Origin of the sequence: Novosphingobium sp. 18050 (assembly GCF_902706195.1) — a bacterium.
GTDB lineage: Bacteria > Pseudomonadota > Alphaproteobacteria > Sphingomonadales > Sphingomonadaceae > Novosphingobium.
The window spans coordinates 36891-59879 of the sequence record NZ_CACSJO010000016.1; the positions used below are offsets into that span (position 1 = coordinate 36891).

At 65.8% G+C, this 22989-nt stretch carries 18 protein-coding genes; 10 read left to right on the forward strand and 8 right to left on the reverse strand.

Going from position 1 to position 22989, the window contains the following annotated elements:
* Nucleotides 1-66: 66 nt before the first annotated feature.
* The 4 genes from GVL61_RS15690 (at nucleotide 67) to GVL61_RS15705 (ending at nucleotide 7357) form a co-directional block, all read left to right on the forward strand.
* Complete coding sequence (locus tag GVL61_RS15690) at nucleotides 67-996, forward strand: FecR domain-containing protein (protein ID WP_159981603.1); 930 nt, start codon at nucleotides 67-69, stop codon at nucleotides 994-996.
* Nucleotides 997-999: 3 nt separating this feature from the next.
* On the forward strand, nucleotides 1000-3438 hold the full coding sequence (locus GVL61_RS15695) for a TonB-dependent receptor (protein WP_159981604.1): 2439 nt from the start codon (nucleotides 1000-1002) through the stop codon (nucleotides 3436-3438).
* A gap of 166 nt (nucleotides 3439-3604) precedes the next feature.
* A complete protein-coding gene (locus GVL61_RS15700; RefSeq protein ID WP_159981605.1) occupies nucleotides 3605-6823 on the forward strand; it encodes an autotransporter domain-containing protein in 3219 nt (1072 codons plus the stop codon).
* A gap of 6 nt (nucleotides 6824-6829) precedes the next feature.
* Nucleotides 6830-7357: a DUF6438 domain-containing protein gene (locus GVL61_RS15705; RefSeq protein WP_235037730.1), complete on the forward strand. Its 528-nt coding sequence runs from the start codon at nucleotides 6830-6832 to the stop codon at nucleotides 7355-7357.
* A gap of 386 nt (nucleotides 7358-7743) precedes the next feature.
* Here the strand turns inward: GVL61_RS15705 and GVL61_RS15715 are convergent, their stop codons facing one another.
* The 3 genes from GVL61_RS15715 to GVL61_RS15725 all read right to left on the reverse strand — a co-directional run bounded on the left by GVL61_RS15715 (nucleotide 7744) and on the right by GVL61_RS15725 (nucleotide 9471).
* Nucleotides 7744-8046, reverse strand: coding sequence for a putative quinol monooxygenase (locus GVL61_RS15715; protein ID WP_159981606.1), 303 nt, complete (start codon nucleotides 8044-8046; stop codon nucleotides 7744-7746).
* 101 nt (nucleotides 8047-8147) lie between these two features.
* On the reverse strand, nucleotides 8148-8783 hold the full coding sequence (locus GVL61_RS15720) for a Dabb family protein (protein ID WP_159981607.1): 636 nt from the start codon (nucleotides 8781-8783) through the stop codon (nucleotides 8148-8150).
* Nucleotides 8784-8883: 100 nt separating this feature from the next.
* A complete protein-coding gene (locus tag GVL61_RS15725) occupies nucleotides 8884-9471 on the reverse strand; it encodes a TetR/AcrR family transcriptional regulator (protein WP_159981608.1) in 588 nt (195 codons plus the stop codon).
* A gap of 249 nt (nucleotides 9472-9720) precedes the next feature.
* On the opposite strand from GVL61_RS15725, the gene GVL61_RS15730 reads away from it, so the two are divergent.
* From GVL61_RS15730 to GVL61_RS15745, 4 genes are all read left to right on the forward strand, one after another.
* Complete coding sequence (locus GVL61_RS15730; protein ID WP_159981609.1) at nucleotides 9721-11028, forward strand: HAMP domain-containing sensor histidine kinase; 1308 nt, start codon at nucleotides 9721-9723, stop codon at nucleotides 11026-11028.
* A 298-nt stretch (nucleotides 11029-11326) separates the two neighbouring features.
* Nucleotides 11327-12988 (forward strand): phospholipase D family protein, encoded by a 1662-nt coding sequence (locus GVL61_RS15735; protein ID WP_200844817.1) that lies wholly within the window; start codon nucleotides 11327-11329, stop codon nucleotides 12986-12988.
* 105 nt (nucleotides 12989-13093) lie between these two features.
* Nucleotides 13094-15139: a carbon starvation CstA family protein gene (locus GVL61_RS15740; protein ID WP_159981610.1), complete on the forward strand. Its 2046-nt coding sequence runs from the start codon at nucleotides 13094-13096 to the stop codon at nucleotides 15137-15139.
* Nucleotides 15136-15330, forward strand: coding sequence for a YbdD/YjiX family protein (locus tag GVL61_RS15745; protein ID WP_159981611.1), 195 nt, complete (start codon nucleotides 15136-15138; stop codon nucleotides 15328-15330). Before GVL61_RS15740 ends, GVL61_RS15745 begins: the two co-directional genes overlap by 4 nt.
* A 70-nt stretch (nucleotides 15331-15400) precedes the next feature.
* Here the strand turns inward: GVL61_RS15745 and GVL61_RS15750 are convergent, their stop codons facing one another.
* The 5 genes from GVL61_RS15750 to GVL61_RS15770 form a co-directional block, all read right to left on the reverse strand.
* On the reverse strand, nucleotides 15401-16183 hold the full coding sequence (locus tag GVL61_RS15750; RefSeq protein ID WP_159981612.1) for an enoyl-CoA hydratase-related protein: 783 nt from the start codon (nucleotides 16181-16183) through the stop codon (nucleotides 15401-15403).
* 29 nt (nucleotides 16184-16212) lie between these two features.
* A complete protein-coding gene (locus tag GVL61_RS15755) occupies nucleotides 16213-17193 on the reverse strand; it encodes a nitronate monooxygenase family protein (protein ID WP_159981613.1) in 981 nt (326 codons plus the stop codon).
* A gap of 162 nt (nucleotides 17194-17355) precedes the next feature.
* Nucleotides 17356-18009, reverse strand: a complete 654-nt coding sequence (locus tag GVL61_RS15760) for a TetR/AcrR family transcriptional regulator (RefSeq protein ID WP_159981614.1) — start codon at nucleotides 18007-18009, stop codon at nucleotides 17356-17358.
* 47 nt (nucleotides 18010-18056) lie between these two features.
* A complete protein-coding gene (locus GVL61_RS15765; protein ID WP_159981615.1) occupies nucleotides 18057-19529 on the reverse strand; it encodes a DEAD/DEAH box helicase in 1473 nt (490 codons plus the stop codon).
* A 167-nt stretch (nucleotides 19530-19696) separates the two neighbouring features.
* Entirely contained in the window at nucleotides 19697-20308 is a 612-nt protein-coding gene (locus GVL61_RS15770; RefSeq protein ID WP_159981616.1) for a hypothetical protein, read from the reverse strand.
* A gap of 175 nt (nucleotides 20309-20483) precedes the next feature.
* Here GVL61_RS15770 and GVL61_RS15775 point away from each other — a divergent pair, with 175 nt between their 5' ends.
* Both GVL61_RS15775 and GVL61_RS15780 read left to right on the forward strand, forming a co-directional pair.
* Nucleotides 20484-21917, forward strand: coding sequence for an FAD-binding oxidoreductase (locus GVL61_RS15775; protein ID WP_159981617.1), 1434 nt, complete (start codon nucleotides 20484-20486; stop codon nucleotides 21915-21917).
* A 114-nt stretch (nucleotides 21918-22031) separates the two neighbouring features.
* Nucleotides 22032-22808 carry a SapC family protein gene (locus tag GVL61_RS15780; protein ID WP_159981618.1) on the forward strand — a complete coding sequence of 259 codons (777 nt, stop codon included), beginning with the start codon at nucleotides 22032-22034 and terminating at the stop codon, nucleotides 22806-22808.
* The last annotated feature ends 181 nt before the right edge of the window (nucleotides 22809-22989 follow it).

The following is a 22989-nucleotide window of genomic DNA, read 5'->3' on the forward strand; positions in this document are numbered from 1 at the left end:
CGCTGGCCGAATGGATATCAAGGCCGCAGCCGATCGTCTCCGTCTTCGCCGCAGAAGGAGCGCGTAATGGCGAGTGACGGCACGATACAGGAACAGGCGCTTGACTGGGCAGTCCGCTCGGGCGACCCCGCGTTCGCCGACTGGGAAGCGTTCACCCTCTGGCTGGAGGCCGATCCGGCCCACGCACGCGCCTATGGCGAAGTAACCGCTGCGGTGACGGATGCTGCCGGCCTCATCGCCGCATACGGCCCCGCCAACGACGATATGGTCGAAGAATACACTCCACCAGCCGCGCGGCCAAAGCACATGTGGCTGGGCGGCACGGTCGCGGCCTGCCTTGCGCTGGTGGGTGCGGTCTGGGTGTTCCAGGGCGAAGGGCGCGATCTCTACACGGTCGAGACGGCGCTGGGCGAAACTCGCGCGGTGACGCTGGACGCCGGTACACGCATCGAGCTGGCCGGCGGCACTACTGTCGTTTTCGACCGCCGCGACCACCGTTTCGCGCAGTTGGACAAGGGCCAGGCGCTGTTCACCGTGCGCCACGATGAAGCCCACCCCTTCGCGGTCACGGTAGGCGACAAGCGACTGGTAGATATCGGCACCGTCTTCGACGTGCGCCATGATGACGGGGGCCTCAGCGTAGCCGTGTCCGAAGGCGCGGTGCAGTTCGATCCGTCCGGAGCGGACGTGCGCGTCTCGCCGGGCGAAATCCTGCGCAGCAACGCAGCCGCATACACGCTATCGAAGATCGCGCCCGCACAAGTCGGCGAATGGCGCGAAGGCCGGCTGACTTTCGAAGCAGCATCGCCAAGCGAAGTCGCCGCTCAGCTCAAGCGTGCAACCGGCATCGACTATGCCGCCGCGCCGGGCGGCAGCGGCACCATCTCCGGCTCGATCCTCGTCGCGCCGCTGCGCAAGGACCCCGCCGCCATCGGCGCGCTGCTCGGGCTGTCTGTGAAGACGCAGGGCAATCGTTGGGTGATCGGCGCGAACTGAACGATGCGGCGGGCGCCCCTGACCCTGGCGGCCGTACTGGCCGCGCCGCTGGCTGTTCCGACAGCAGCCTCCGCGCAGGAAGTGGCGGTCTCCACGCGTGCCGGGACGGCGGCCGATGTCGCCATTGAACTGGCCCGGCAGACCGGATCGAGCATCGTCGTCGCCGATCCGCAGATCGCGCGGCGCACGGTAACCGCCCTCCGCGGAAGGATGGCCCCTGCCGAAGCCGTGCGCCGTCTCGCCCGTTCGGCAGGAGCGCGCGCTATCGCGGTCGGCCCCGGAGCCTGGCGGATCGAAGCTGTCCCCTCTGCCCGGCCCGGCCCGGCCCGGCCCGCACCGTCGCAAGCGCGCGGCCCCTCGCCAACGGATGAAGCGGCGGCCAAACCCATCGTCGTGATCGCATCCAAGCGCGACCTTCCGATCGGGCAGATTCCGGGACAGGTCTCGATCCTCGACGGTACTTCACTGGAAGTGGGCGGCATCGGGGGCACCGAGAAGATCACCCAGCGCCTCGCCACGGTCACGTCCACGCACCTGGGCAGCGGGCGCAACAAGCTGTTCATCAGGGGCATCGCCGATTCCAGCTTCACCGGGCCGACGCAGGCCACCGTGGGCCAGTACCTCGGCGACCTGCGCCTTACCTACAATGCCCCCGACCCGGACCTGCGCCTGTCCGACATGGCCCGCGTCGAGGTGCTGGAGGGGCCGCAGGGCACGCTTTACGGCGCGGGGTCGCTGGGCGGGATCATCCGCCTTGTTCCCAATGCCCCGGTCATGGGAGAGACCAGCGGATCGGCGGCAATCGGCGGTTCGCTGACCCAGCACGGTTCGCCCGGCGGCGACGGCGCCGCGACCGTCAATCTGCCGGTGAGCGAGAATGTCGCGTTTCGCGCCAACTTCGATGCGGCGACGCTGGGCGGCTATATCGACAAGCCGCTGCTGGGCCGCAAGGACGTCAACCGCACCCGCATCCTCGGCGGGCGGGCCAGCCTGCGCGCGCGACTTGCGCCGGACTGGACAATCGATCTGATCGGTCTGGGCCAGTCCACACATGCCCGCGACAGCCAGTACGCCACTCGCTATGCCGAGCCGCCGCTGACCAGCGATGCGCGGGTGCGCGAAGGCTCCGACGCGGACTATGCGATGGGGCAGTTCGTGATTTCGGGGCGGATCGGCGACATTCGCGTGCGCTCCACCACCGGGGCTGTGCGCCAGCATCTGGAGGAGCGGTACGACGCCAGCCTCTCCGCCGATGCGCCGCGCGTGTTCGCGCAGGAAAACCGCACCCGCATGATCGCCCACGAGACCCGCCTGTGGCAGCCCGAGCGCGGCGGCTTCAGCTGGATCGTCGGTGCCAGCTATACCCATAACCGCACCGTCCTGCGGCGCGGTTTCGAGACCGAAGTTTCTACCACCGCCGCGACCGGCGTGCGCAACACCATCGACGAGGCCACGCTCTACGCCGAGGCCAGCCTGCGCATCCGCCCCGGTCTCACCGCCACGGCCGGCGGGCGCATTACCCATTCGCAGCTGAGCGGCGCGGGCGAGGACGTGATGCCCGCCGCGGCCGCGTTCATCGCCATGGCCCGCAAGGAAATGACGGCCGACCGTTCGGCCACCACCGTCCTGCCCTCGGTCGCGCTGAACGCAGAGCTGTTTGACGAAACCGCGCTCTACATGCGCTATCAGGAGGGCTTTCGCCCCGGCGGCTTCGCGATCGAGAGCGATTTCGTCCGCCGCTTCAAAGGCGACCGCACCGGGACATGGGAATTCGGCCTGCGCCACGGACGCCCCGGCGCGGGTGCTTTCGATATTGCCGCCAGCATATCCTTCACCCGTTGGCGCGATATCCAAGCGGATTTCATCGACAATTCCGGCCTGCCGTCCACCGCCAATATCGGTGACGGGCGTGTCTGGTCGGCCAGCGTAAGCGGCGGGGTTCAGCTCATGACCGGCCTCCGCGTCGAGGCCGGGGCTACGTGGAACCGGAGCAAGGTCGATACGCCGCCCACCGAACTCCTTGCGCTGGTCGCGCGGACGGCGCCGGCATACGACGTTGCAGGCATGAGCCTTGTCGATGCGACGCTCGCGCGCTCGATGCAGGTGCCGAATATCGCGCAGTTTTCAGGCCGCATCGGCATCGGGTGGAACCGAGAACTGGGCGAACGCCTGCGCCTCACCGCGAATAGCTGGGCCAGCTACGTGGGCGAATCGCGGCTGGGTATTGGGCCGGAACTGGGGCGGCCTCAGGGCGACTACCTCGACAGCGGGGCGGATATCCGCGTTGGCACAGAGCGTTACGGCGTGACATTGACGGTGAACAACCTCACCAATTCGCGCGGCAACCGCTTTTCGCTGGGCACCCCTTTCGGGACCGGGCGCGATCAGGTGACGCCGCTCAGGCCTCGCACGATCAGGCTGGGGTTGGACGCGCGATTTTAGGGGGCGGGGGCTTCGACAAGCTCAGCCTGAGCGGTGTTGAAAGCATCGAGCGACTTCCGTTCAACCTGAGCTTATCGAGGGATGCTGCCAATTCCTCGAACATTTTTTCAAGGCTCCCCGCACCTGCCTCCGTCTCAAGGGTCATTACCGACCTGAAGGGACGACGATGCCTCGCTACCTGTCTGCCAAGACGCTTCTCGCCACGACCGCGCTGCTGGCGATTTCCGCCACCGCGCACGCCGAAGACGTGAAGAATAAGGGAACCTCCCCGCTCAAGACCTCGACCATCAAGGCCGGCGCCGCCGACGCGATCAACGTCACCAAGGACGGCGGCGTCACGCTCACGAGCGGCACCGCGATCACGCAGGACACGGGCCACGCCGTCACCAATGCAGGCGCGCTTGCGATCAGCAACTCCAACGGCGCGGTAGGCATCGATTCGCTGGCGGGTATCAACGGCTACATCGTCAACACCGGCACCATCACCGTCGACGAACCCTATGTCCCCACCGACACCGACAAGGACGGCGACCTCGACGGTCCCTTCGCGCTCGGCTCCAACCGCTATGGTATCCGCACCCAGGGCGACCACACCGGCAAGATCACCCAGAGCGGCACGATCACCATCAAGGGCAACGATTCCGCCGGCATCGCGCTAGCCGGCAAGCTGACCGGCGCCTTCACCCATGACGGCACTACCACCGTGCTGGGCGACCGCACCGTGGGCGTTTCGGCGCAGGCCATTGACGGCAACGTGCGCCTCGCCGGCTCGGTTTCGGCGCAGGGCAAGGACGCCATCGGCGCGCGCTTCGCCGGCGACGTGAACGGCGCCATGGTGGTTCAGGGCACCATCGCCGCGACCGGCTACCGCTACACCACCCCGCCTGCCGACCCGTCCAAGCTCGACGCCGACGACCTGCTGCAGGGCGGCTCGGCGCTGATCGTCGAGGGGAACGTCAGCGGCGGCATCATCCTCGCCGTCGCGCCCAAGGCCGATGCCGCCAAGCCGGATTCGGACGCCGACGGCATCGAGGACGCCAAGGAAGGAAACGCCAAGGTCGTCTCCTACGGCTCCGCCGCCGCCATGCAGATCGGCGCGACCGACCACGCGGTCACCATCGGCCCGGTCGCCGGAACCGCCAGCCAGTTCGGCCTCATCATCGACGGCGCCGTGGACGGCCAGGGGCTTTACGCAGGCGTGAACGCCAACGGCCTGGTCATCGGCGGACGCGGCGGCGCGGTTAGCATAGCCAACGGCATCGGCGTTTCGGGGACGGTAAGCGCTACCTCGAACGGCGCCAGCGCCACGGCCCTTCGCATCGCGGCGGGCGCGACGACGCCGCAGCTCCAGAACACCGGCACGATCTCGGCCAGCGGCGGCAATGCGTTAGGCGCCCTTGCCACCGCCGTGCGCGTCGATGCAGGCGGCAACCTGCCGACGATCCGCAACAGCGGCACGATCAAGGCGGTCGCCGGCGAAAAGGGGTCGGCCACCGCTATTTCCGACGCCAGCGGCACCGTGAACCTGATTGAGAACGCCGGGACCATCTCCGCCACCGGCGCCAAGGCCAGCACCGAAGTGCCGGGCGCGCGCAACATCGCCATCGACCTGACCGCCGCCACCGGCAGTGTCACGATCAGGCAGACGCAAGTCGCCTCGGGCATCGCCGCTCCCGCCATCGTCGGCGACGTAAGGCTTGGCGGCGGCAACGACGTGGTCGATCTGGCCGACGGCACGCTGACCGGCGATGTCAGCTTCGGCGGCGGCAACAATGCGCTCAGCCTTTCGGGCGATGCGGTGCAGACCGGCGCGGTAAGTTTCGGCTCCGGAAGCGACACGATCTCGCTCGCTGGGACCAGCGCCTACAACGGCGCGGTGGACTTTGGCGGCGGGGCCGATGCGCTCAACCTTTCGGGGACCGCCTACTTCGGTGGCTCGATCGCCAATTCAGCCAACCTCGCGGTCAAGGTTGCGGGTGGTACACTCGACATCAACAAGCCCGCCTCGATCGCCTCGCTCGATGTCGGGGCGGCCGGAGTGGTGCTGGTGACGCTCGACAAGACCGCCGGAGCAGGCTCGGCCTACACCGTTTCGGGCAATGCCAGCTTCGCGGAAGGCTCCAGGCTGGCCATCCGTCTTGCCGATGTGGCAACGGCAGAGGGCAGCTATCAGGTCCTCACCGCAGGCAACCTGACCGGGCGCGACAAGCTGGCCACCAACACCGATCTGGTGCCCTTCCTATTCAAGGCCGAACTGGACAAGGAAGCCGCCGCCAATACTATCGTCGTCGACGTATCCCGCCGCACGGTCAGCGAACTGGGCCTCAACCGCTCGGGCGCGGCGGCGTACGACGCGGTGTTCGACATACTCGGCAAGGACGAGAAGGTCGGCGACGTGTTCCTGGGTATCACCGATGGCGACCAGTTCCGCGCCGCCGTGGGCCAGCTTCTGCCCGATCACGCGGGCGGCGCCTTTGAGGGGCTGAGCCTGGGCACCCGCGCCCTCGCCCGCCAGATGCAAGACCCGCAAGGGCCCATCTCGCGCAGCGGCAGCTTCACCACCTCGCTCAACATGACGGTATGGGGCAGCGACCGGAAGACCGGCCAGAGCGCGGCCTACAAGCTGAGCGGCTACGCCTGGTCAGCCACCGGCGAATACGAAACGAAGATGGGCCGCTTCGGCGCTACCTTCGCCTACCTGTGGAACAACCACAAGAACGGCGACGTCTCCGAGGTCGACTCCACTGCGTTCGAACTGGCAGCGCACTGGCGCGGCAAGTTCGGCCCCCTGAGCGCCTTCGCGCGCGGCTCATATGGCAAGGCAAACTTCGATGGGGAGCGCAACTTTACCGGCGTGATCGGCACCGAAACGGTGCGCCGCACGATGGACGCCAGCTGGAACGGCAACTTCGTCACTGCCACCGGCGGCGCCGCCTATGAGGGCGGCGGGCAGTTCTTCTTCTTCCGGCCCGGCGTCACCGTCGACTACCTGCGCCTGAAGGAAGGCGGCTATACCGAAAAGGGTGGCGAAAAGCTGAACCTCATCGTCGATGCCCGCACCAGCGACGAACTGGCGGTTAATCCCAGCATGACCGTGGGCGTCGATTTCCTGGGCATGCGCGCCAGGGACGAGAACTGGTTCCGCATGGAAACCGAGGGTGGCTGGCGCGAAATCGTCAAGGGCGGCCTTGGTTCGACAACAGCACACTTCGATGGCGGCAAGGACTTCACCGTCACCGGCGACGATGCGACCAGCGGCTGGTTCGCGCGTCTGCGTGCGATCGGCGGGTCAGCCGGCTTCACGATGGGCGGGGAAGTTTCCGCCGAAGACCGTCACGGGCGGGTCGATATGGCCCTGCGAGCGTCGGTCTCGGTCGGCTGGTAAAGGGCGATGCGCGCGATATTCTTCGTCGCCATCGTCCTGGGCACCGGACTGCTGATATGCTGCACCCCCCGCGTGCAGTCCGGTGCCCCCACACCTCCCGTCGCGGCCCAGGGAGGGGAGGAAATCCGCATCTCTCGCGGGCCATGCTTCGGCTTCTGCCCGGTCTATACTCTGGCGGTGACCCCGGCCGGGCGGGTCGATTTCAATGGCGAACGGCACACCGCCGTCCTGGGCCAGCGCGCCCATTCGGTGGGTCGCAGGACTTATAAGGAGGTGCGCCGTGCACTGGCGCCGCTACGGCCCGAAACCGGCAGCGAAACGGAGTTTGCGTGCAAGGTCGCCGTCAGCGACATGTCGCGCGTGACACTGGAATGGATCGCCGCCGACGGCACCCGCACGGCGTTGAATTACGACATGGGCTGCCGCGACCCCGAAGGCTCCGCCATCATGCGCACAGTCGAGGAGCAACTGCGCAAGTTGGAAGTCGAAGAATGGGCCGCGCAGAAGACATGGCCGGGGGATACGCGGGGATAGCGCCGGCCGAAAGCCTTTCGACAGGCTCAGGGTGAGCGGGAACGGAAAACTCCTCCGTTCCCGCTCGGCTTTTTTCCTCTCTTCGGCCCGCGGTAATGCTACCGCCCGGCAACCAGCGGATGCGCCGGGGACAGGCCATCGCCAAAGGTTCATCGGGCCGCCCCGATGCCCGACCAGCCGCAGGCGCCCATGTAGGCGGTCAGCGGCAGGTAATCGGCCACCTGCACGTTCTCGAACCCGACGCTGCCGGGCGAGATCACCGAATGCGTTCCCAGCCAATGGCAGGACCTGCCCCTCTCGCATCTCGGCCAGCCGGGCTTCCTCGATGCGGAAATTATCGGGTGAAGGCACGCCAGCGGGACGCGAACCCAGCACTACGCGACGGTTCAGTCTGCAAAGCTGCGTTCGTTGAGGGCGTCGAACTTGCGAACGCCGGCCGTGTCGATCCGGTCGGCCCAGCCGCCCAGCAGGGCCTGCACCGCAGGCTGGCCCAGATGTACCGCCAACGCGTCTTCGTCGCGCCAGCGCTCATAGGCTAGCACGGTGCCTTGCTCACGGCTGTCGACGGCGAAGTGATAGCCCAGGCAGCCATCCTCCTTCAGCGTCGCCGCGACCAGCGAACGCAAGGCATCGGCAAGTTCTTCGACGAGTTCGGGCGCGGTCTTCAGGTGTCCGGCGAGCACGATCATGGTGTGGCAATCCTCTTTATCTTGTCCCGCCGTTTCATCGGCGCGTGAACGGCGCGCGGGCACTGTCCGTTGTGACAGGTCATGCCTGGCACACTGCTCGCTCACCAGGCGGGCGCATCGCCTCCGGGCACGGCCGGGCCGGTCAGCCAGTCGCCGGTGATGCCGATCCTGATCTCAGACCCCCTCGCCACTTCGGTCCCGGCATCGGGGGTGACGAACATGATCCGGTTCGGCGCCCAGACCGAGCCGATGATCTCCTCCTCGTCGGCAGCGAGTTCGACGCCGGCTGCCGCGCACATTTCCAGCGCACGCTCGCGGGTCTGGCCGCGCACTTCGGGGACATAGGCCTTGGCGGGGTCCTCGTGGAGCCTGAGCACGCGGGCTTTCTCGCGCTCGGCTTCCTCGGCGGCGAGGCCCTCGTCGAAGGCGGGGCCGTGGTAGTCGATCTCCCAGTCGAACGACATCATGTTCTCCAGAATATCGGGGAGGAACGGCGTCATGCGCAAGTGCGACCAGTGCGACATGTAGCGCTCCATTGCCTCGTAGGTGTCGATGTCGCAGCAGTTGGCGAAGTCGAAATCGCCGGAATGGAAGCGGGTGTGAACCACCTTGCCGTGGCTGTAATCGCGCACCTCGCGGTTGAGGTGGGACAACTTTTTCACTTCCTCGATGAAGAGGTCGATCTTGGCCGGATCGGCATCTTTCTTGAACTTGAGCATCACCACGTGGCGGATCATCGTTCTCTCCCAAGCGAGCGCCTGCGTTTTCAGCGCCGATTATGGAGGAAGACTAACCCGATATTTTTTATCTGGTGCCTGTCAGATTAAACAGGTGCCCTCAGGCGTCAGGGGCAAATCCGATATCGGCCAGCTGCGCTGCCAGAACCTCCTGCATGCGCTCGGCGGTCCAGTCATCGGGTGCGAAGCAGGCTTCGAGCGAAATCCCCGCTACGGACGCGATCAGCCGCCGCGCCTCGAACAGCAGGCCGCCCTCGCCGACCGCGGGGGCACTGCGCCGCACCAGCATCATCCGGTAGAGTTCCAAGCTCTGCTCGGCAGCGCGGCGGCGTTCCGCAAGGTATTCCGGCTCAAGATGCGCCCTGCCCCAGAACGCGATCCAGACGCGCCAGTTAGCCCGCGCGCCCGGGCTCAGCGGCATGATCTCGCCCAGACAGTCGAGCAGCGGCAGGCCCGCATCGAAGGCCGACTCCAGCCGCTCGCGGGCGCGGTCGTTGGCAAGCTGGTAGACGCCGAAGAGCAGCTCGTTCTTGTTGCGGAAATAATGCGACACGATCGAGGTGCTGCACGCCGTCGCCGCCGCGATCTCGCGGAAGGTCAGCGCATCGATCCCGCGGTCCGCGACAAGGTCGAACGCGACCGACAGGACCAGCGAGCGGCGTTCCTGCTTGTCGACGATGATCGGCATCGTTTGGCCCTCCCCGCCTTTTACACGAAACTGCCGGTCGGGGCTTCCAGAAGGGGTGTCTTCTTGTCAAGCGGCCGAAACGGGCGCGAAAGCTCGCGAACCATTGCGCCAGCCCTTGATTACGTATCAAATGATTGCTGGAGGCGACGCTTGTGTTGACGCAGGTGGGCCGGAGTGGAACCGCAAAATCAAATCCCCACCGTATCGTGCCGCCGAACGTGGGAAATACAACGCGAGAGAGGATAAGTGGTGGCCCGATCCTTTGCCCCGCGCTTCGCGGTCTACGTCGCGCTTGTGTTCCTGCTTCTGGGCGTGATGCAGCTGGCGGCCAGCCTCGTGTTCTACCAGTCGATAGACCGCCAGACCCTGCGCGAGGATCACGCTCGCCGCGTCTCCGAGATGCTGGTGGTGAGCGACCGCATCCACGCGCTCGACCCTCAGCTCACTGCTCCCACCATGAGCACCCGCCATCTCGCCGCCGCCGTGGCCGGTGCGCCGACCGTTGCCGCGCCTGCGGACACTGAAGCGCTGCTGGCGATTGCCACCCGCATCGTCGAATGGGAACCTTCGCTGAGCGGTCGTTCGCTGCGCCTTGCCGTGCGCGATGTCGGCCATGGCAAGCGCGACCTTGTCGGTTCGATCCGGCTGACCGACGGGCACTGGCTGAACTTCCGCTCGCGCGACATGAACGCGGCGTGGCCAGTTGCCTTGCGCGCCACCGTGCTGACGCTGGCGACGACGCTGGCCTGCCTCGCCATCGGCCTTGCCGCGCTGCACGTCCTGACCCGCCCCCTGCGCCGCATGAGCGACGCCGCCGATGCCATTGGCCAGGGCCGTCAGGTCACCGTGCGCGAAACCGGATCGCCGGATCTGCGCAAGCTGGCCCATTCGATAAACGTCATGCAGGAACGCATCGCACGCCTCCTGCAGGACCAGGCCAGGTCGTTCGAGGCGATCAGCCATGACCTGCGCACCCCTCTCTCGCGCCAGAAGGTGGCCGCCGAACTGATCGACGACGCCGAACTTGGCGGCGTGATCCTGACCAGCGTCGACGAAATGGAAGCACTGCTCGCTTCGCTCCAGCGCTTCCTGCGCGCGCAGCATCTCAATGCCGAGCCCGAGACTGTGGAACTGGGCCAGCTGGTGCGGGCTGTGCTGTTCCCCTATCGTGGCAAGGCCCGGTTCGCCGTCGAGGGGACTGCCAGCGTCCAGACCTTTCGCGAGCCTTTGTCGCTGGCGCTTGAGGCCCTGATCGAAAACGCGATCCAGTTCGGCGGAGAAGCCCGCATCACCATCCTCCGCGCCGATGGCCATTGGTGCATCGAGATCGCGGATTCAGGCCCCGGCATCCCATCATGCTACTTCGATGCGATCCTTGACCCATTCTTCCGCCTCGATGCCGCCCGCGCGCGCGACACCAAGGGTTTCGGGCTGGGCATTCCGACTGCCCACCGCCTGATGATGCGCTTCGACGGCAAGCTTACTTTCGCGTCCTCGCCCGAAGGCGGGCTGATCGTGCGCATCCGGGTGCCTCAACCGCAGGACGCCCCCGCCTGAAGCGCAGCGATGCGTACGCGGGCACCACCCTCGATCAATCCTGCGGCGTCAGTTCGCAGCGCCGGAAGTTCAGCGCCTCGTCCCGTCGCTCTTTCAATTTGGCGCTGCTGCCGGGTTTCATGTTTTTGCCCAATTGCACGGGCATCGTTCATGTGCCTTAGATGGCTTGAAATTTACGGGGATCAAGTTGGCTTATTCAACCGTTCCACACATCTCCGAGCGCTGGCACAGGCAACGCCTTGCACCGCTCGCATTCCGTCTCAGGAACGCCTGACTGCAACGAACACCAGGAGTAGCAATGGTACGGGCGAGCCCGTTAAAAACGGCCCCGAGCGGCGTTGGGCGCGGCACCGGGCGTAGCTGGGCGATGGGTCTCGGCGGCATTGCCGTCGCCGGTCTGGCGCTTTGCCTCGCCAGCCGCCTGCCTCGTAGAACGGCGCCCGATCCCGCCCGGCTCCCCCTGCCCGGCGACAGTTCGCTATCCCGTTCCGTGGCGGCACAGGCATCCGAGCATCCCGGCCTGTCCGGCGTCCACTTGCTAAGCGACGGCATCGACGCTTTCGCGGCACGGCTACTGCTGGCCCGCAGGTCTGAACGCACGCTCGACCTGCAATATTACATCTGGCACGGCGACCGCACCGGCACCCTTCTCCTCGAAGCCGTACACGAAGCGGCGCGGCGCGGCGTACGGGTGCGCCTGCTGCTGGACGACAACGGCATCACCGGACTCGACCATGTGCTGTCCGCGCTGAACGATCACCCGGACATCGAGGTCCGCCTGTTCAACCCGTTCCGCATCCGCTTCCCCAAGACCATCGGTTTCCTCACCGAATTCGGCCGCCTCAACCGGCGGATGCACAACAAGAGCTTCACGGTCGACGGCGCCGTGACAATCGTTGGCGGGCGCAACGTGGGCGACGAGTATTTCGGCGCCGGCGACGGCGCGCTGTTCGCAGACCTCGACGTCATGGCGATCGGGCCGGTGGTGCGCGACGTCGAACAGGATTTCGAGCGTTACTGGAACAGCCCATCAGCCTATCCCGCCGCGCAGATCCTGACCCGTGTCGGCAAGCGCCAGCGCGCGAAGCTCGCATCGCGGGCATCGGTCGTGGAAAGCGACGCCTCGGCGCGGCGCTATGTCGAACGCCTGCGCAGCCTGCCGCTGGTCAGGGAGCTTGCCCAGGGCGAGCTCGATTTCGAATGGGCGAAGGTAGAGGTCATCAGCGACGATCCCGCCAAGGCGCTGGGCGACATCGATCACAAGGAACTGCTCGCCGGCAAACTGGACGAAACGATCGGCGCGCCGCTGCACGAACTGTCCATCGTGTCGGGGTATTTCGTCCCCGGCCAGCAGGCCACCGACCAACTAAGCGCGCTCGCCAGATCGGGGATCGCGGTTTCGGTGCTGACCAACGGCTATGCCTCCACCGACGTGGCTCTGGTCCACGCGGGCTATGCGCCCTGGCGCAAGCAACTGCTCAAGGCAGGCGTGCGGCTGTTCGAAACCGGGCGGCAGACACGTAGCGCCCCCACGAAAAAGGCCGCCAAGAAGGAACGCCGCAAGGGCAACCGGCTCGGCGTCGGCAGCCGCCTGCGCGCCACCGGCAGCGGTTCCTTCGCGGCCTTGCGCTCAGGCGCATCGACGGTCCACGCCAAGACCATCACCGTCGACCGGACGCGGCTGTTCATCGGCTCGTTCAACTTCGACCCCCGCTCGTACCGGCTGAACACCGAACTCGGCTTCGTCATTCACAGCCCGCTGTTCGCGGCCCACGTCGCCGACGCCTTCGACAGCATCATCCCCCAAGCCTCTTATGCCGTCACTCTTGGCACCGACGGGGAACTACGCTGGAGCGACGACACGGCCTCCGCACCCCGGACCGACGAGCCCGGGATGGGTCTGCTCGACCGCGTGTTGATCGGCATCGCCTCACGGCTGCCGATCGCGTGGCTGCTGTGAGACACCGGACCTTTTCGGTTCACTCAGGGCAGAACCGATTCTAAAGGCATAGGCAGGTGCCAAGGCCCGCATTAGGCCCAAGGGCTCTTAACAGGAGAGCGTGACTTGAAGCATATCCCGTGGATCATCCTCGCCCTGATCGGCGCGGCGTGTCTTGCCGTTCTGGCAACGGTGCGCGGCGAGCAGATCAACGCGCTGTGGATCGTCGTCGCGGCGGTGAGCACGTTCCTTGTCGCCTATCGCTATTACGCCCTGTTCATTGCCCGATACGTCATGAAACTGGACGGCAGGCGCGCCACTCCGGCCCATTACCGCGCAGACGGCATGGACTATGTGCCCACAGACAGGCGCGTCCTGTTCGGCCACCACTTCGCCGCCATTGCCGGGGCTGGCCCGCTGGTCGGCCCGGTGCTGGCGGCACAGATGGGCTATCTGCCGGGCACGCTCTGGATCATCGCAGGCGTCGTTGTGGCGGGCGCGGTGCAGGACTTCATGGTCCTGTTCATCTCGATGCGCCGCGACGGCAAGTCGCTGGGCGAACTGGTGCGCATGGAAATGGGCGCGGTGGCCGGCACCATCGCTCTGGCGGGCGCCTTCCTCATCATGGTCATCATCCTGGCGGTGCTGGCGCTGATCGTCGTGCGCGCACTGGCGGAAAGCCCCTGGGGCATGTTCACGGTGGCGGCCACGATCCCGCTGGCGCTGATGATGGGCGCATACACGCGCTGGATCAGGCCGGGCCGGGTGGGCGAAGTGTCGATCCTCGGCTTCGTCGGACTGATCGCGGCCATCGTCTACGGGCAGGCCGTGGCCGCATCGCCATTCTGGGGACCGCTGTTCACCTTCACGCCCGAGCAGCTGTGCTGGATCCTGATCGGCTACGGCGCCCTCGCCTCTTTGCTGCCGGTATGGCTGCTGCTGGCCCCGCGTGACTATCTTTCGACCTTCCTCAAGATCGGCGCGATCAGCGCGCTGGCCGTGGGCATCGTCGTCATGGCGCCGCCGCTGCGGATGCCGCCGCTCACCCAGTTCATCGGCGGCGGCGGGCCTGCGTGGTCGGGCGGGCTGTTCCCGTTCCTGTTCATCACCATCGCCTGCGGCGCGGTCTCCGGCTTCCACGCCCTAATCGCCAGCGGCACCACGCCCAAGCTGATCGCCACCGAAACCGACGCGCCTTTCATCGGCTACGGCGCGATGCTGATGGAGGCGTTCGTGGCGATCATGGCGCTGGTGGGCGCCTCGATCCTCGATCCGGGCATCTACTTCGCCATGAACAGCCCCGCCGCCGTACTGGGCACCGACCCGGTAAGCGCCGCCCACGCTGTGACCGCGATGGGCTTCCCTGTTTCCGCCGACCTGCTGGTCGAGACCGCGCGCGACGTGGGCGAACATACCATCGTCTCACGCACCGGCGGCGCGCCCACGCTGGCGGTCGCCATGGCCGAAATCTTCAGCCACGTCGCCGGCGGCTCGGCGATGAAAGCCTTCTGGTATCACTTCGCGATCCTGTTCGAGGCGCTGTTCATCCTCACCGCTGTCGACGCCGGCACCCGCGCCGGGCGCTTCATGCTGCAGGACCTGATCGGGCTGGCCGTGCCCTCGTTCCGGGCGGGCACCTCGTTCCTGCCAGGCGTCGTGGCGACCGGACTTTGCGTGGCGAGCTGGGGATTCTTCCTCTATCAGGGCGTCACCGATCCGCTGGGCGGGGTGAACACGCTCTGGCCGGTGTTCGGCATTTCCAACCAGATGCTGGCCGCCGTGGCGCTGATGCTCTCCACCGTCGTGCTGTTCCGCATGAAGCAGCAGCGTTTTGCCTGGGTGACGGTAGTGCCCACGGTCTGGCTGCTGATCTGCACCCTGAGCGCAGGCACCCTGAAACTACTGTCCAGCGACCCCACGGTCGGCTTCCTCGCCCACGCCCGCAAGTTTTCGGATGCGGTTTCGGCGGGGCAGGTGCTGGCCCCCGCCAAGTCGATGGAGCAGATGGAGGCGATCGTCTTCAACGACCGCGTCGATGCGGGGCTTTGCGCCTTGTTCCTGTTCGTGGTGATCTCGCTGATGGGCTTCACCGTGCGAACCTGCCTCGCCGCCTTGCGTGAGGATCGGCCGACGGTGAACGAGATGCCCGCGCAAATGGTCCCGGCGGAATGAGCCTCGTCCGCCGCATCCTCACCATCGGGCGCGAAACCGCCCGGCTCATGGTCGGCCAGCCGCCTTACGAGGTGTATCTCGCGCACATGGCGAAGCACCACCCCGATGCTACGCCGCTGAACCGCGTGGAATTCTTCCGGAACCGCGAGAACGCCCGCTTCAGCGGCGCTGGCGGAGGGAAGTGCTGCTGAAATAAAGCCCCCGTCCGTTCATCCGTCGAAAGGCTCAGGATGAACGGACGGGGGTAATGCAGGAGGGGCGTTACTGCCCCTTGAACACCGGTCTGCGCTTTTCGAGGAACGAGTTAACGCCTTCAAGGAAATCCTCGGTGCGCCCGGCCTCGCGCTGGCCTCGGCGTTCCGCCTGAAGCGCCGTCTCCAGGCTCGAATCGAGCGCGTCCCAGGCCATCCGCTTGATAAGCCCCAGCGAACGCGGCCCGCGCGCCAAAGCCTTCGCCAGCTTCATCGCCTCACCGTCGAGGTCCGCTTCCGGCACGACCTTGGTGGCCAGCCCCCAGTCGAGCGCGGTCTTCGCATCGACCTTCTCGCCCAGCAGCATCATCTGCATCGCCCGTACCCGGCCAACCGCCTGCGCGAGCAGATACGTGGCGCCGCCATCGGGCACGAGGCCGACATGGCAGAACGCGCAGAAGAAGTACGAACCCTCGGCCATCAGCACCACGTCGCCCGCAGCGGCAAGTCCCGCCCCGAAGCCCGCCGCCGCTCCGCGAATCGCGGTCACCACCGGCTGCTCCATGGTCTTGATCGCCATGATGACGGGGTTGAACGCCCGGTCGAGCTGGCCGCCGATGTCGCGCAGCGGATCGGCAAGCATGTCCTGCGCGGCCGAAAGATTGGCCCCCGAGCAAAACGCCTTGCCCTCACCCGTCAGGAGCACCGCGCGGGCCTCTCGCGCGGCTTCGTCCAGCGCGTGGACCATTTCGTGGCCCATCGCCTCGGTCACGCCGTTCATGGTCTTGGGGTCATTCAGAGAAATGCGCGCGACGCCGTCCTCCAGGGAATAGAGGATGTGCTCGTAAGTCATTGAAACTCCTCTCCAGTGATCGCCGGGGTTCAGGCGAGCATTCTGCCGAAGCGTGTTTTCACGATCTCCTCGGCTTCGCCAACGATCCTTTCGATCAGTTCCTTGCAGGTGGGCACGTCATGGATCAAGCCCTGCACCATTCCCGCCCAGAAGATGCCCTTGTCGAGATCGCCGCTCGCAAGCAGTTCGCGTCCCACGGCCCCGGCCACCAGATGGCGGATGTCCTCGAACTGCGCATCCGGGCGCGCCGAAATCTCGACCACTTCGTCAGAGACGGAGTTCTTGCCCACGCGCGCGGTGTTCTTGAACTTGCGGAAGATCAGGTTGGTGCCGCGCTCGTCGTTCTCGACGTATTTCGCCTTCACGTTGTCGTGGATCGGCGCTTCCCTGGTCGCGCAGAACCTCGTGCCCATGTTGATGCCTTCCGCCCCCAGTGCCAGCGCCGCGACAAGGCCGCGACCGTCGCCGATGCCGCCGGATGCGAGCATCGGGATCTTGACCTTGTCCGCCGCCGAGGGGATCAGGATCAGCCCGGGAATGTCATCCTCGCCCGGATGGCCGGCACATTCGAATCCGTCGATGGAGATGATGTCACAGCCGTGCTTCTCGGCCGAAAGCGCGTGACGCACGGCGGTGCACTTGTGCAGCACGGTGATTCCGTGGGGCTTCACCATCTCCCATATCTCGCGCACCTGCTGGGTGCCGGCCGTCTCGACGATCTTGACGCCGCCGTCGATTACCGCCTGGGCATAAGCCTTGTAGTCGGGCGGCAAAATCGTCGGAAACACGGTGATGTTCACCGCGAACGGCTTGTCCGTCATGGAGCGGCAGCGTTCGATTTCCTCGCGTAGGGCCTCGGGGCTTGGCTGGGTTAGCGCGGTCAGAGTGCCGAGGCCGCCTGCGTTCGACACCGCACTCGCCAGTTCGGCGTAGCCCACGCCCTGCATACCGCCCTGGACGATCGGATGTTCGATGCCGAGCATCTCGGTGACACGGGTCTTGAATGCCATGGCTATGTAAACTCCCTGAAGACGCGCCCGCCGTTTACCCGGCCAAGCCATGCAACCGGGCTATGCGAAGGCGCGCAGGCCTTCAAGGCAGCGATAGCCCTTCCCCGGCCAAAGCGCTTGACCATCGTGGCAGCGAATGCGGAAGGGGTGCTGCCGAGGCGGCTAGATGCGCCCATTCGCCTCGATACCTTCGATCACGAAGGCGGCGATGGCATGGCGGATCTCGTCCTCATCCGCCATGCCGACCGGGAATAGCCAGTCGCGAAACATCAGGTTCGCCAGCACCGCCGCGAAGGACACACGTACCATGAGTTCCGGCGCAACGCGGCTTTCGGAGCCCACCCGCGCGGCCATCATCGCCTCGCCGCGCTCGAAATAGGCCTGTAGCCCTTCGAGTGCATCGATACCCTTGGTGGCCTCCGGCGAATAGGCATTGGCGACCACGAGCGAGAGGAACATGCGCGAATGGCTCGCCATGAAGTCCTGCAATTCGGCGATATAGCTGCGCGCCAAATCCTTACCGTCGCGGACCGAAGGCGGTTCTGCGGCGCTGCGCGCCTGAAATTGCGCGAAATGACGGTTGAGCGGCGTGAAGATCGCCGCGTGGAACAGGTCCTGCTTGGAGGCATGGAAGCGGAATATCTGCGCCTCGGTTACATCCGCGCGCCGGGCGATAGCCGCCGTGGTAGCACCGGCGTAACCGGAAAGCTCAAATTCCTCAGCCGCCGCTTCGAGAATGCGGTCGGCCACTTCCTCCGACGAGCGCCGGCGCCGTTTCGGCGTCTTGGCGTTCGTCTCCGGCCTCTCCAAACCCATGCCCTTCCCGCATCCGTTGCCGGGCATTTCGCCCGGCCGACAGTCTATCAGAGCGCCGAGACGTGAAGGAAGTTCGGCACCGGGCCGTTCCAGCTGCCGTCGTCGCGGGTCACGGGCTCGGCATCGCGGCGGCGTCCGCCACGAGCAGGGCCGCGGGCCGGAGCACTGGGAGCGGGAGCCGGCGTTTCCGCCCGCACTTCGCGCTTGGGTTCCTCGCTACGGGTCTCGCGGCGAGGCGCACGGGCGGGACGATCCTCGCGCTTTTCGGCGGCCGCGCGCGGCTCGGGCGCTTCGGTTTCGGCCTGAGCCGGACGCTTGCCGCGCGGTGCACGCTTAGGCTTCTCTTCGCGGGCCGGCTTTTCTTCGCGAACAGCCTTGTCCTCATGAACATCGACATCTTCGCTGGAGCCGAGTTGATAGATCGGGATCGGACCGCCGGTCAGCTTTTCGACATTGGCGATCGCCTCGGCGTCCTCGGGAGCGACGAAAGTGAAAGCGCGGCCCGTGGCTCCGCCGCGTCCGGTGCGGCCGATGCGGTGGACGTAGTCGTCCGGGTGCCAGGGCGTGTCGAAGTTGAAGACGTGGCTCACGCCCTTCACGTCGAGGCCGCGAGCGGCGACGTCGGAGGCGCAGAGGATGCTGATCTCACCCGCCTTGAACCGTTCCAGCTCTGCATTGCGCGAAGCCTGGTCCATGTCGCCGTGGATCTCGCCTGCCGAGAAACCGTAGCTCTTCAGGCTTTTGGCCAGTTCGCGTACGGTGGTCTTACGGTTGGCGAAGATGATCGCGGTGGTGACGTTGTCCGTCTTCAGCAGTTCACGCAGGACTTCACGCTTCTTGCGCGAAGGCACGGCCACCTTGTGCTGGACGATGCTGGTGTTGTTCGACGCCGGACGGGCGACTTCGATGTACTTGGGGTTCGTCAGGAAACGGTCGGCCAGTTTCTTGATGACCGGCGGCATCGTCGCCGAGAACAGCAGCGTCTGGCGATTGGCCGGCAGCTTCGAACAGATCGTCTCGATGTCGGGGATGAAGCCCATGTCGAGCATGCGGTCGGCTTCGTCGATGACGAGCAGTTCGCAGCCGGTGAGCATGATCTTGCCGCGCTCGAACAGGTCCATCAGGCGGCCCGGCGTGGCAATCAGCACGTCGACACCGGCGGACAGCGCCTTCAGCTGATCACCCATTTGCACGCCACCGATCAGCAGTGCCATCTTGAGATCGTGGTTCTTGCCGTACTTCTCGAAGTTCTCCGCCACCTGCGCGGCGAGTTCGCGCGTCGGTTCGAGAATCAGCGAGCGCGGCATCAGCGCGCGGCGGCGACCATGACCCAGGATGTCGATCATCGGCAGCACGAAAGCGGCGGTCTTACCGGTTCCCGTCTGCGCAATGCCGATGATGTCCTTCATCATCAGCACGGGCGGGATCGTCTGCGCCTGGATCGGAGTCGGCTCGGTATAACCCGCGGTCTCGACCGCTTGGAGCAATTCGTTCGACAGGCCGAGATCGGCAAAGCTCATAGGCGTATGGTTTTTCCGGAAAAACTTGGTCAATGGGGCGACATGCGGTCAGGATGAGCAAACGCTCGCCAAGACACCTGTAGCGCGACAGTGGGCCCTTTGCGGGAAACGCCCCGAAAGTCAAGGAATTCCGGGTCTACCGGTTAGAATGCCGTGCTGCCCCGCGCTCAGCGATCCTGTTCGATCAGCTCGCGGATGCGGGTAAGCTTGCAGTTCATGCCGCTGCGCGACAACAATGTGTCGCGGTCCACGCAGAGGCGACCATCCGGGATATCTTCCAGAAGGAAGCCCGAATAGAAGTCGCGCGCGCGGCAGGAACGGTCGAGTTCGGCGCTGACCACGCGTCGGTCACGCATGAAAAGCAGCAGGCGATTGGCGCGATCGGGGCGCACGCTGGCGATGCCCGCGACAGACAGGCAATTGCCGATCTTGCGCTCGGTTATCTGCGGCATCCCGCCATCGCCATCGGGCATGCCCATGAACATGTCCCGCATCGGCACGGCAGAGCGCGGGGTGATGCGGATGATCATGCGCTGTTCGATGCGCACCTGCCAGGCGTCCTGCGGCAGGGCATGACTGAGCAGGCTTACCGGAAACGGCGAATCGGAAGAAAGCCCCGGAATATCGTACCTGGGCCAGGCATGGGCTTTTGGCGGGACTTCCCTCGATACCTGCTCGCCCTGCGCCCTGACGTCATCCGCACGTGGAGCAACGTCGGTCGCGCCCGCTGCGGGAAGCAGCAGGAGGATGGGATAGAACAGGACTGAGGCGAAATTCATTCTCGATAATGTCCCCGGACGCCGGACATGCCGACATGCCCCCCTTACCGCAAGAGCTTGAACCGCCGCTTAACTCTCCGCGCACGACTGCCTGGCGGGGCGGTGCATTTATGCCACTGGACGAGAAAGAGCGGGAGGAGATGAAACCGACCGCACCATGTGCCATATCGGCGCCATGACCGCTTCACTCGTCTCGCTCGACCCGTTTTTCGAAGACGCCCTCGCCCTGCTCGGCCCGCGCGGGCTGACACGCGATCCCGACCTCGTGTCGCCCTGGCTGACCGACTGGCGCGGGCGTTTTACCGGCGAAGCCTGCGCCCTCGCCTCGCCCGCGAACGTTGAGGAACTTTCTCAGCTCGTGCGGCTTTGCGGCCAGCATGGGGTGCCAATCGTGCCGCAGGGCGGCAACTCCGGCATGTCGGGCGGTGCCACCCCGGACCAGACCGGGGAGGCACTACTCCTGTCGCTGCGCCGGATGAACCGTATCCGCGATATCGACATCGAGGCAGGCCGCGTCACCTGCGAGGCCGGCGTCGTCCTCCAGACGCTGCACGAAGCGGCAGAAGCCAAGGACCTGCGTTTCCCGCTCACTCTGGGCGGCAAGGGGTCGGCGACGGTGGGCGGCCTGATATCCACCAATGCCGGCGGATCGCAAGTGCTGCGCCACGGCTCCATGCGCGCGCTGGTACTGGGGCTGGAAGCGGTGCTGGCCGATGGCCAGGTGTTCTCGATGCTCACCCCGCTCAAGAAGGACAATCGGGGCTTCGACCTCAAGCAGTTGCTGATCGGCTCTGAAGGCACGCTCGGCATCGTCACTGCCGCCACACTGCGGCTGCTTCCCGCCGTGACCGAGCGCGTGGTGATCTGGGCCGGGGTTTCCTCCCTGCCCGCCGCGCGCGCGCTGCTGCTCCACTGCGACGCTATGGAGGGCGAGGCGCTCGAAGGATTCGAGGTCATGCCCCAGGCCAGCATCGACGCGGTGAAGGAGCATATGCCGGCCGCCCGCGCCCCGCTGGAGGGTCGCCACGCCTGGCACGTCCTCATCGAAGTGGTCGCCGACCGCGCCGGGGCCGCGACCCTGCGTGACCGCTGCGAGGCGATGATGGCCGACGCCTTCGAAAAGGAACTGCTGGAAGACGCCGCGATGTCCGCCAGCGAAGCGCAGGCCGAAGCGTTCTGGCTGATCCGCGAGACAGTCCCTGCCGCCGAGCGCGCACGCGGGCCGGCCGTCCAACACGATATCTCCGTTCCGGTGGAAAAGATGCCCGCCTTCGTCGAAACCACCGCGCCGATGCTGGAAGCCGAATTCCCCGGCACCGAGGCGATCGCCTTCGGCCATCTCGGCGACGGCAATGTCCACTACCACGTCATCGCCCCGCAGGTGACCGATGGAAAAGCGTGGAACGCGAACGAAGGCAAGGCGATCAGCCGCCGGGTTCATGATCTGGTGACGCAGTGGGGCGGCTCGATCTCGGCCGAGCACGGCATCGGCCAGCTCAAGCGCGATGAACTGGTGCGGCTGGGAGATCCGGTGGCGCTGCATATGCTGCGCGCGGTGAAGCAGGCGCTCGATCCGCAGGGGCTGCTGAATCCCGGGAAGCTGATCTAGAGCATTCATGGCAGGAATCCCCGAAACGGCGGGGAGCCGCGCTTGCGCGGCAAGGGCCTAGTCACTAAAGCCGGCGACCTCGACAGATTACCCCACCTCGCGGAGAGTATCGCAATGGCCAGCGCGCCTCAGAATCCTGCACTGCCCCTGTTCTACAAGGACCTCATTCCGCTCAATTCGCAGCAGCATGCGAACTGGAAGACCCGCGCCACCGACAAGGCCACCTGGCTCGTGGGGATCAATTCGGTGCCGCTCACGGTCGAGGAGTTCCCTCAGGCCCAGCGCAACTTCCCGATCATCTTCACCGCTGGCCCGGACCCGATCCCACTCGTGCTGATGGGCATGAACGAGGGCGTGAACGTTTTCGTCGACGAAGACGGCATCGTGAACACGCCGATCTACATCCCGGCCTATGCGCGCCGCTATCCCTTCATGCTCGCCAAGCTGCGTCCCGACGCTGACGAACTGTCGCTTTGCGTCGATCCGACCAGCGACCTGATCGGCGAGATCGAGGAAGGCGAGGCTCTGTTCAACGAAGATGGCCAGCCGAGCGACACCACCGCCAACATGCTCAAGTTCTGCGAGAACTTCGAGATGGCCGGCACCAAGACCGCGAACTTCATGGCCGAGCTGCAGAAGCACAAGCTGCTCATGGACGGCGAACTGAACATCGACCTTGGCAACGGCCAGCCGCCCTTCAACTATCGCGGCTTCCAGATGGTCGACGAGAACAAGCTGCGTGAAGTGCGCGGCGACGTACTGCGCACGTGGAACCAGAACGGCATGCTGCCGCTGATTTACGCGCACCTCTTCTCGCTTGACCTGGTTCGGGACATCTTCGGTCGCCAGGCAGGCCAGGGCAAAGTGCCGAACCTTCCGGTAAACGGCTGATTCACCACGTATTGAGCGGGCCTTATGACACTTTTGTCACAGTCCCGCTCAATTCGCTGAGCGGCGCTGATACGTCTCTGGACATTTTTCATATCCGCTGCATGACGAATCGCTTGAAGTTTGAAGTTTGGGTGCGTAAGTAGGTCTTGCCCGGCCGGCGCTACCCTCATGGCCCGTTCGG

Bases quoted from the DNA above. Each gene is read 5' to 3' on its own strand.
- GVL61_RS15690 (WP_159981603.1), top strand. From the start codon at position 67: ATGGCGAGTGACGGCACGATACAGGAACAGGCGCTTGACTGGGCAGTC.
- GVL61_RS15695 (WP_159981604.1), top strand. From the start codon at position 1,000: ATGCGGCGGGCGCCCCTGACCCTGGCGGCCGTACTGGCCGCGCCGCTG.
- GVL61_RS15700 (WP_159981605.1), top strand. From the start codon at position 3,605: ATGCCTCGCTACCTGTCTGCCAAGACGCTTCTCGCCACGACCGCGCTG.
- GVL61_RS15705 (WP_235037730.1), top strand. From the start codon at position 6,830: ATGCGCGCGATATTCTTCGTCGCCATCGTCCTGGGCACCGGACTGCTG.
- GVL61_RS15715 (WP_159981606.1), bottom strand. From the start codon at position 8,046: ATGATCGTGCTCGCCGGACACCTGAAGACCGCGCCCGAACTCGTCGAA.
- GVL61_RS15720 (WP_159981607.1), bottom strand. From the start codon at position 8,783: ATGATCCGCCACGTGGTGATGCTCAAGTTCAAGAAAGATGCCGATCCG.
- GVL61_RS15725 (WP_159981608.1), bottom strand. From the start codon at position 9,471: ATGCCGATCATCGTCGACAAGCAGGAACGCCGCTCGCTGGTCCTGTCG.
- GVL61_RS15735 (WP_200844817.1), top strand. From the start codon at position 11,327: ATGGTACGGGCGAGCCCGTTAAAAACGGCCCCGAGCGGCGTTGGGCGC.
- GVL61_RS15745 (WP_159981611.1), top strand. From the start codon at position 15,136: ATGAGCCTCGTCCGCCGCATCCTCACCATCGGGCGCGAAACCGCCCGG.
- GVL61_RS15750 (WP_159981612.1), bottom strand. From the start codon at position 16,183: ATGACTTACGAGCACATCCTCTATTCCCTGGAGGACGGCGTCGCGCGC.
- GVL61_RS15755 (WP_159981613.1), bottom strand. From the start codon at position 17,193: ATGGCATTCAAGACCCGTGTCACCGAGATGCTCGGCATCGAACATCCG.
- GVL61_RS15760 (WP_159981614.1), bottom strand. From the start codon at position 18,009: ATGGGTTTGGAGAGGCCGGAGACGAACGCCAAGACGCCGAAACGGCGC.
- GVL61_RS15765 (WP_159981615.1), bottom strand. From the start codon at position 19,529: ATGAGCTTTGCCGATCTCGGCCTGTCGAACGAATTGCTCCAAGCGGTC.
- GVL61_RS15770 (WP_159981616.1), bottom strand. From the start codon at position 20,308: ATGAATTTCGCCTCAGTCCTGTTCTATCCCATCCTCCTGCTGCTTCCC.
- GVL61_RS15775 (WP_159981617.1), top strand. From the start codon at position 20,484: ATGACCGCTTCACTCGTCTCGCTCGACCCGTTTTTCGAAGACGCCCTC.
- GVL61_RS15780 (WP_159981618.1), top strand. From the start codon at position 22,032: ATGGCCAGCGCGCCTCAGAATCCTGCACTGCCCCTGTTCTACAAGGAC.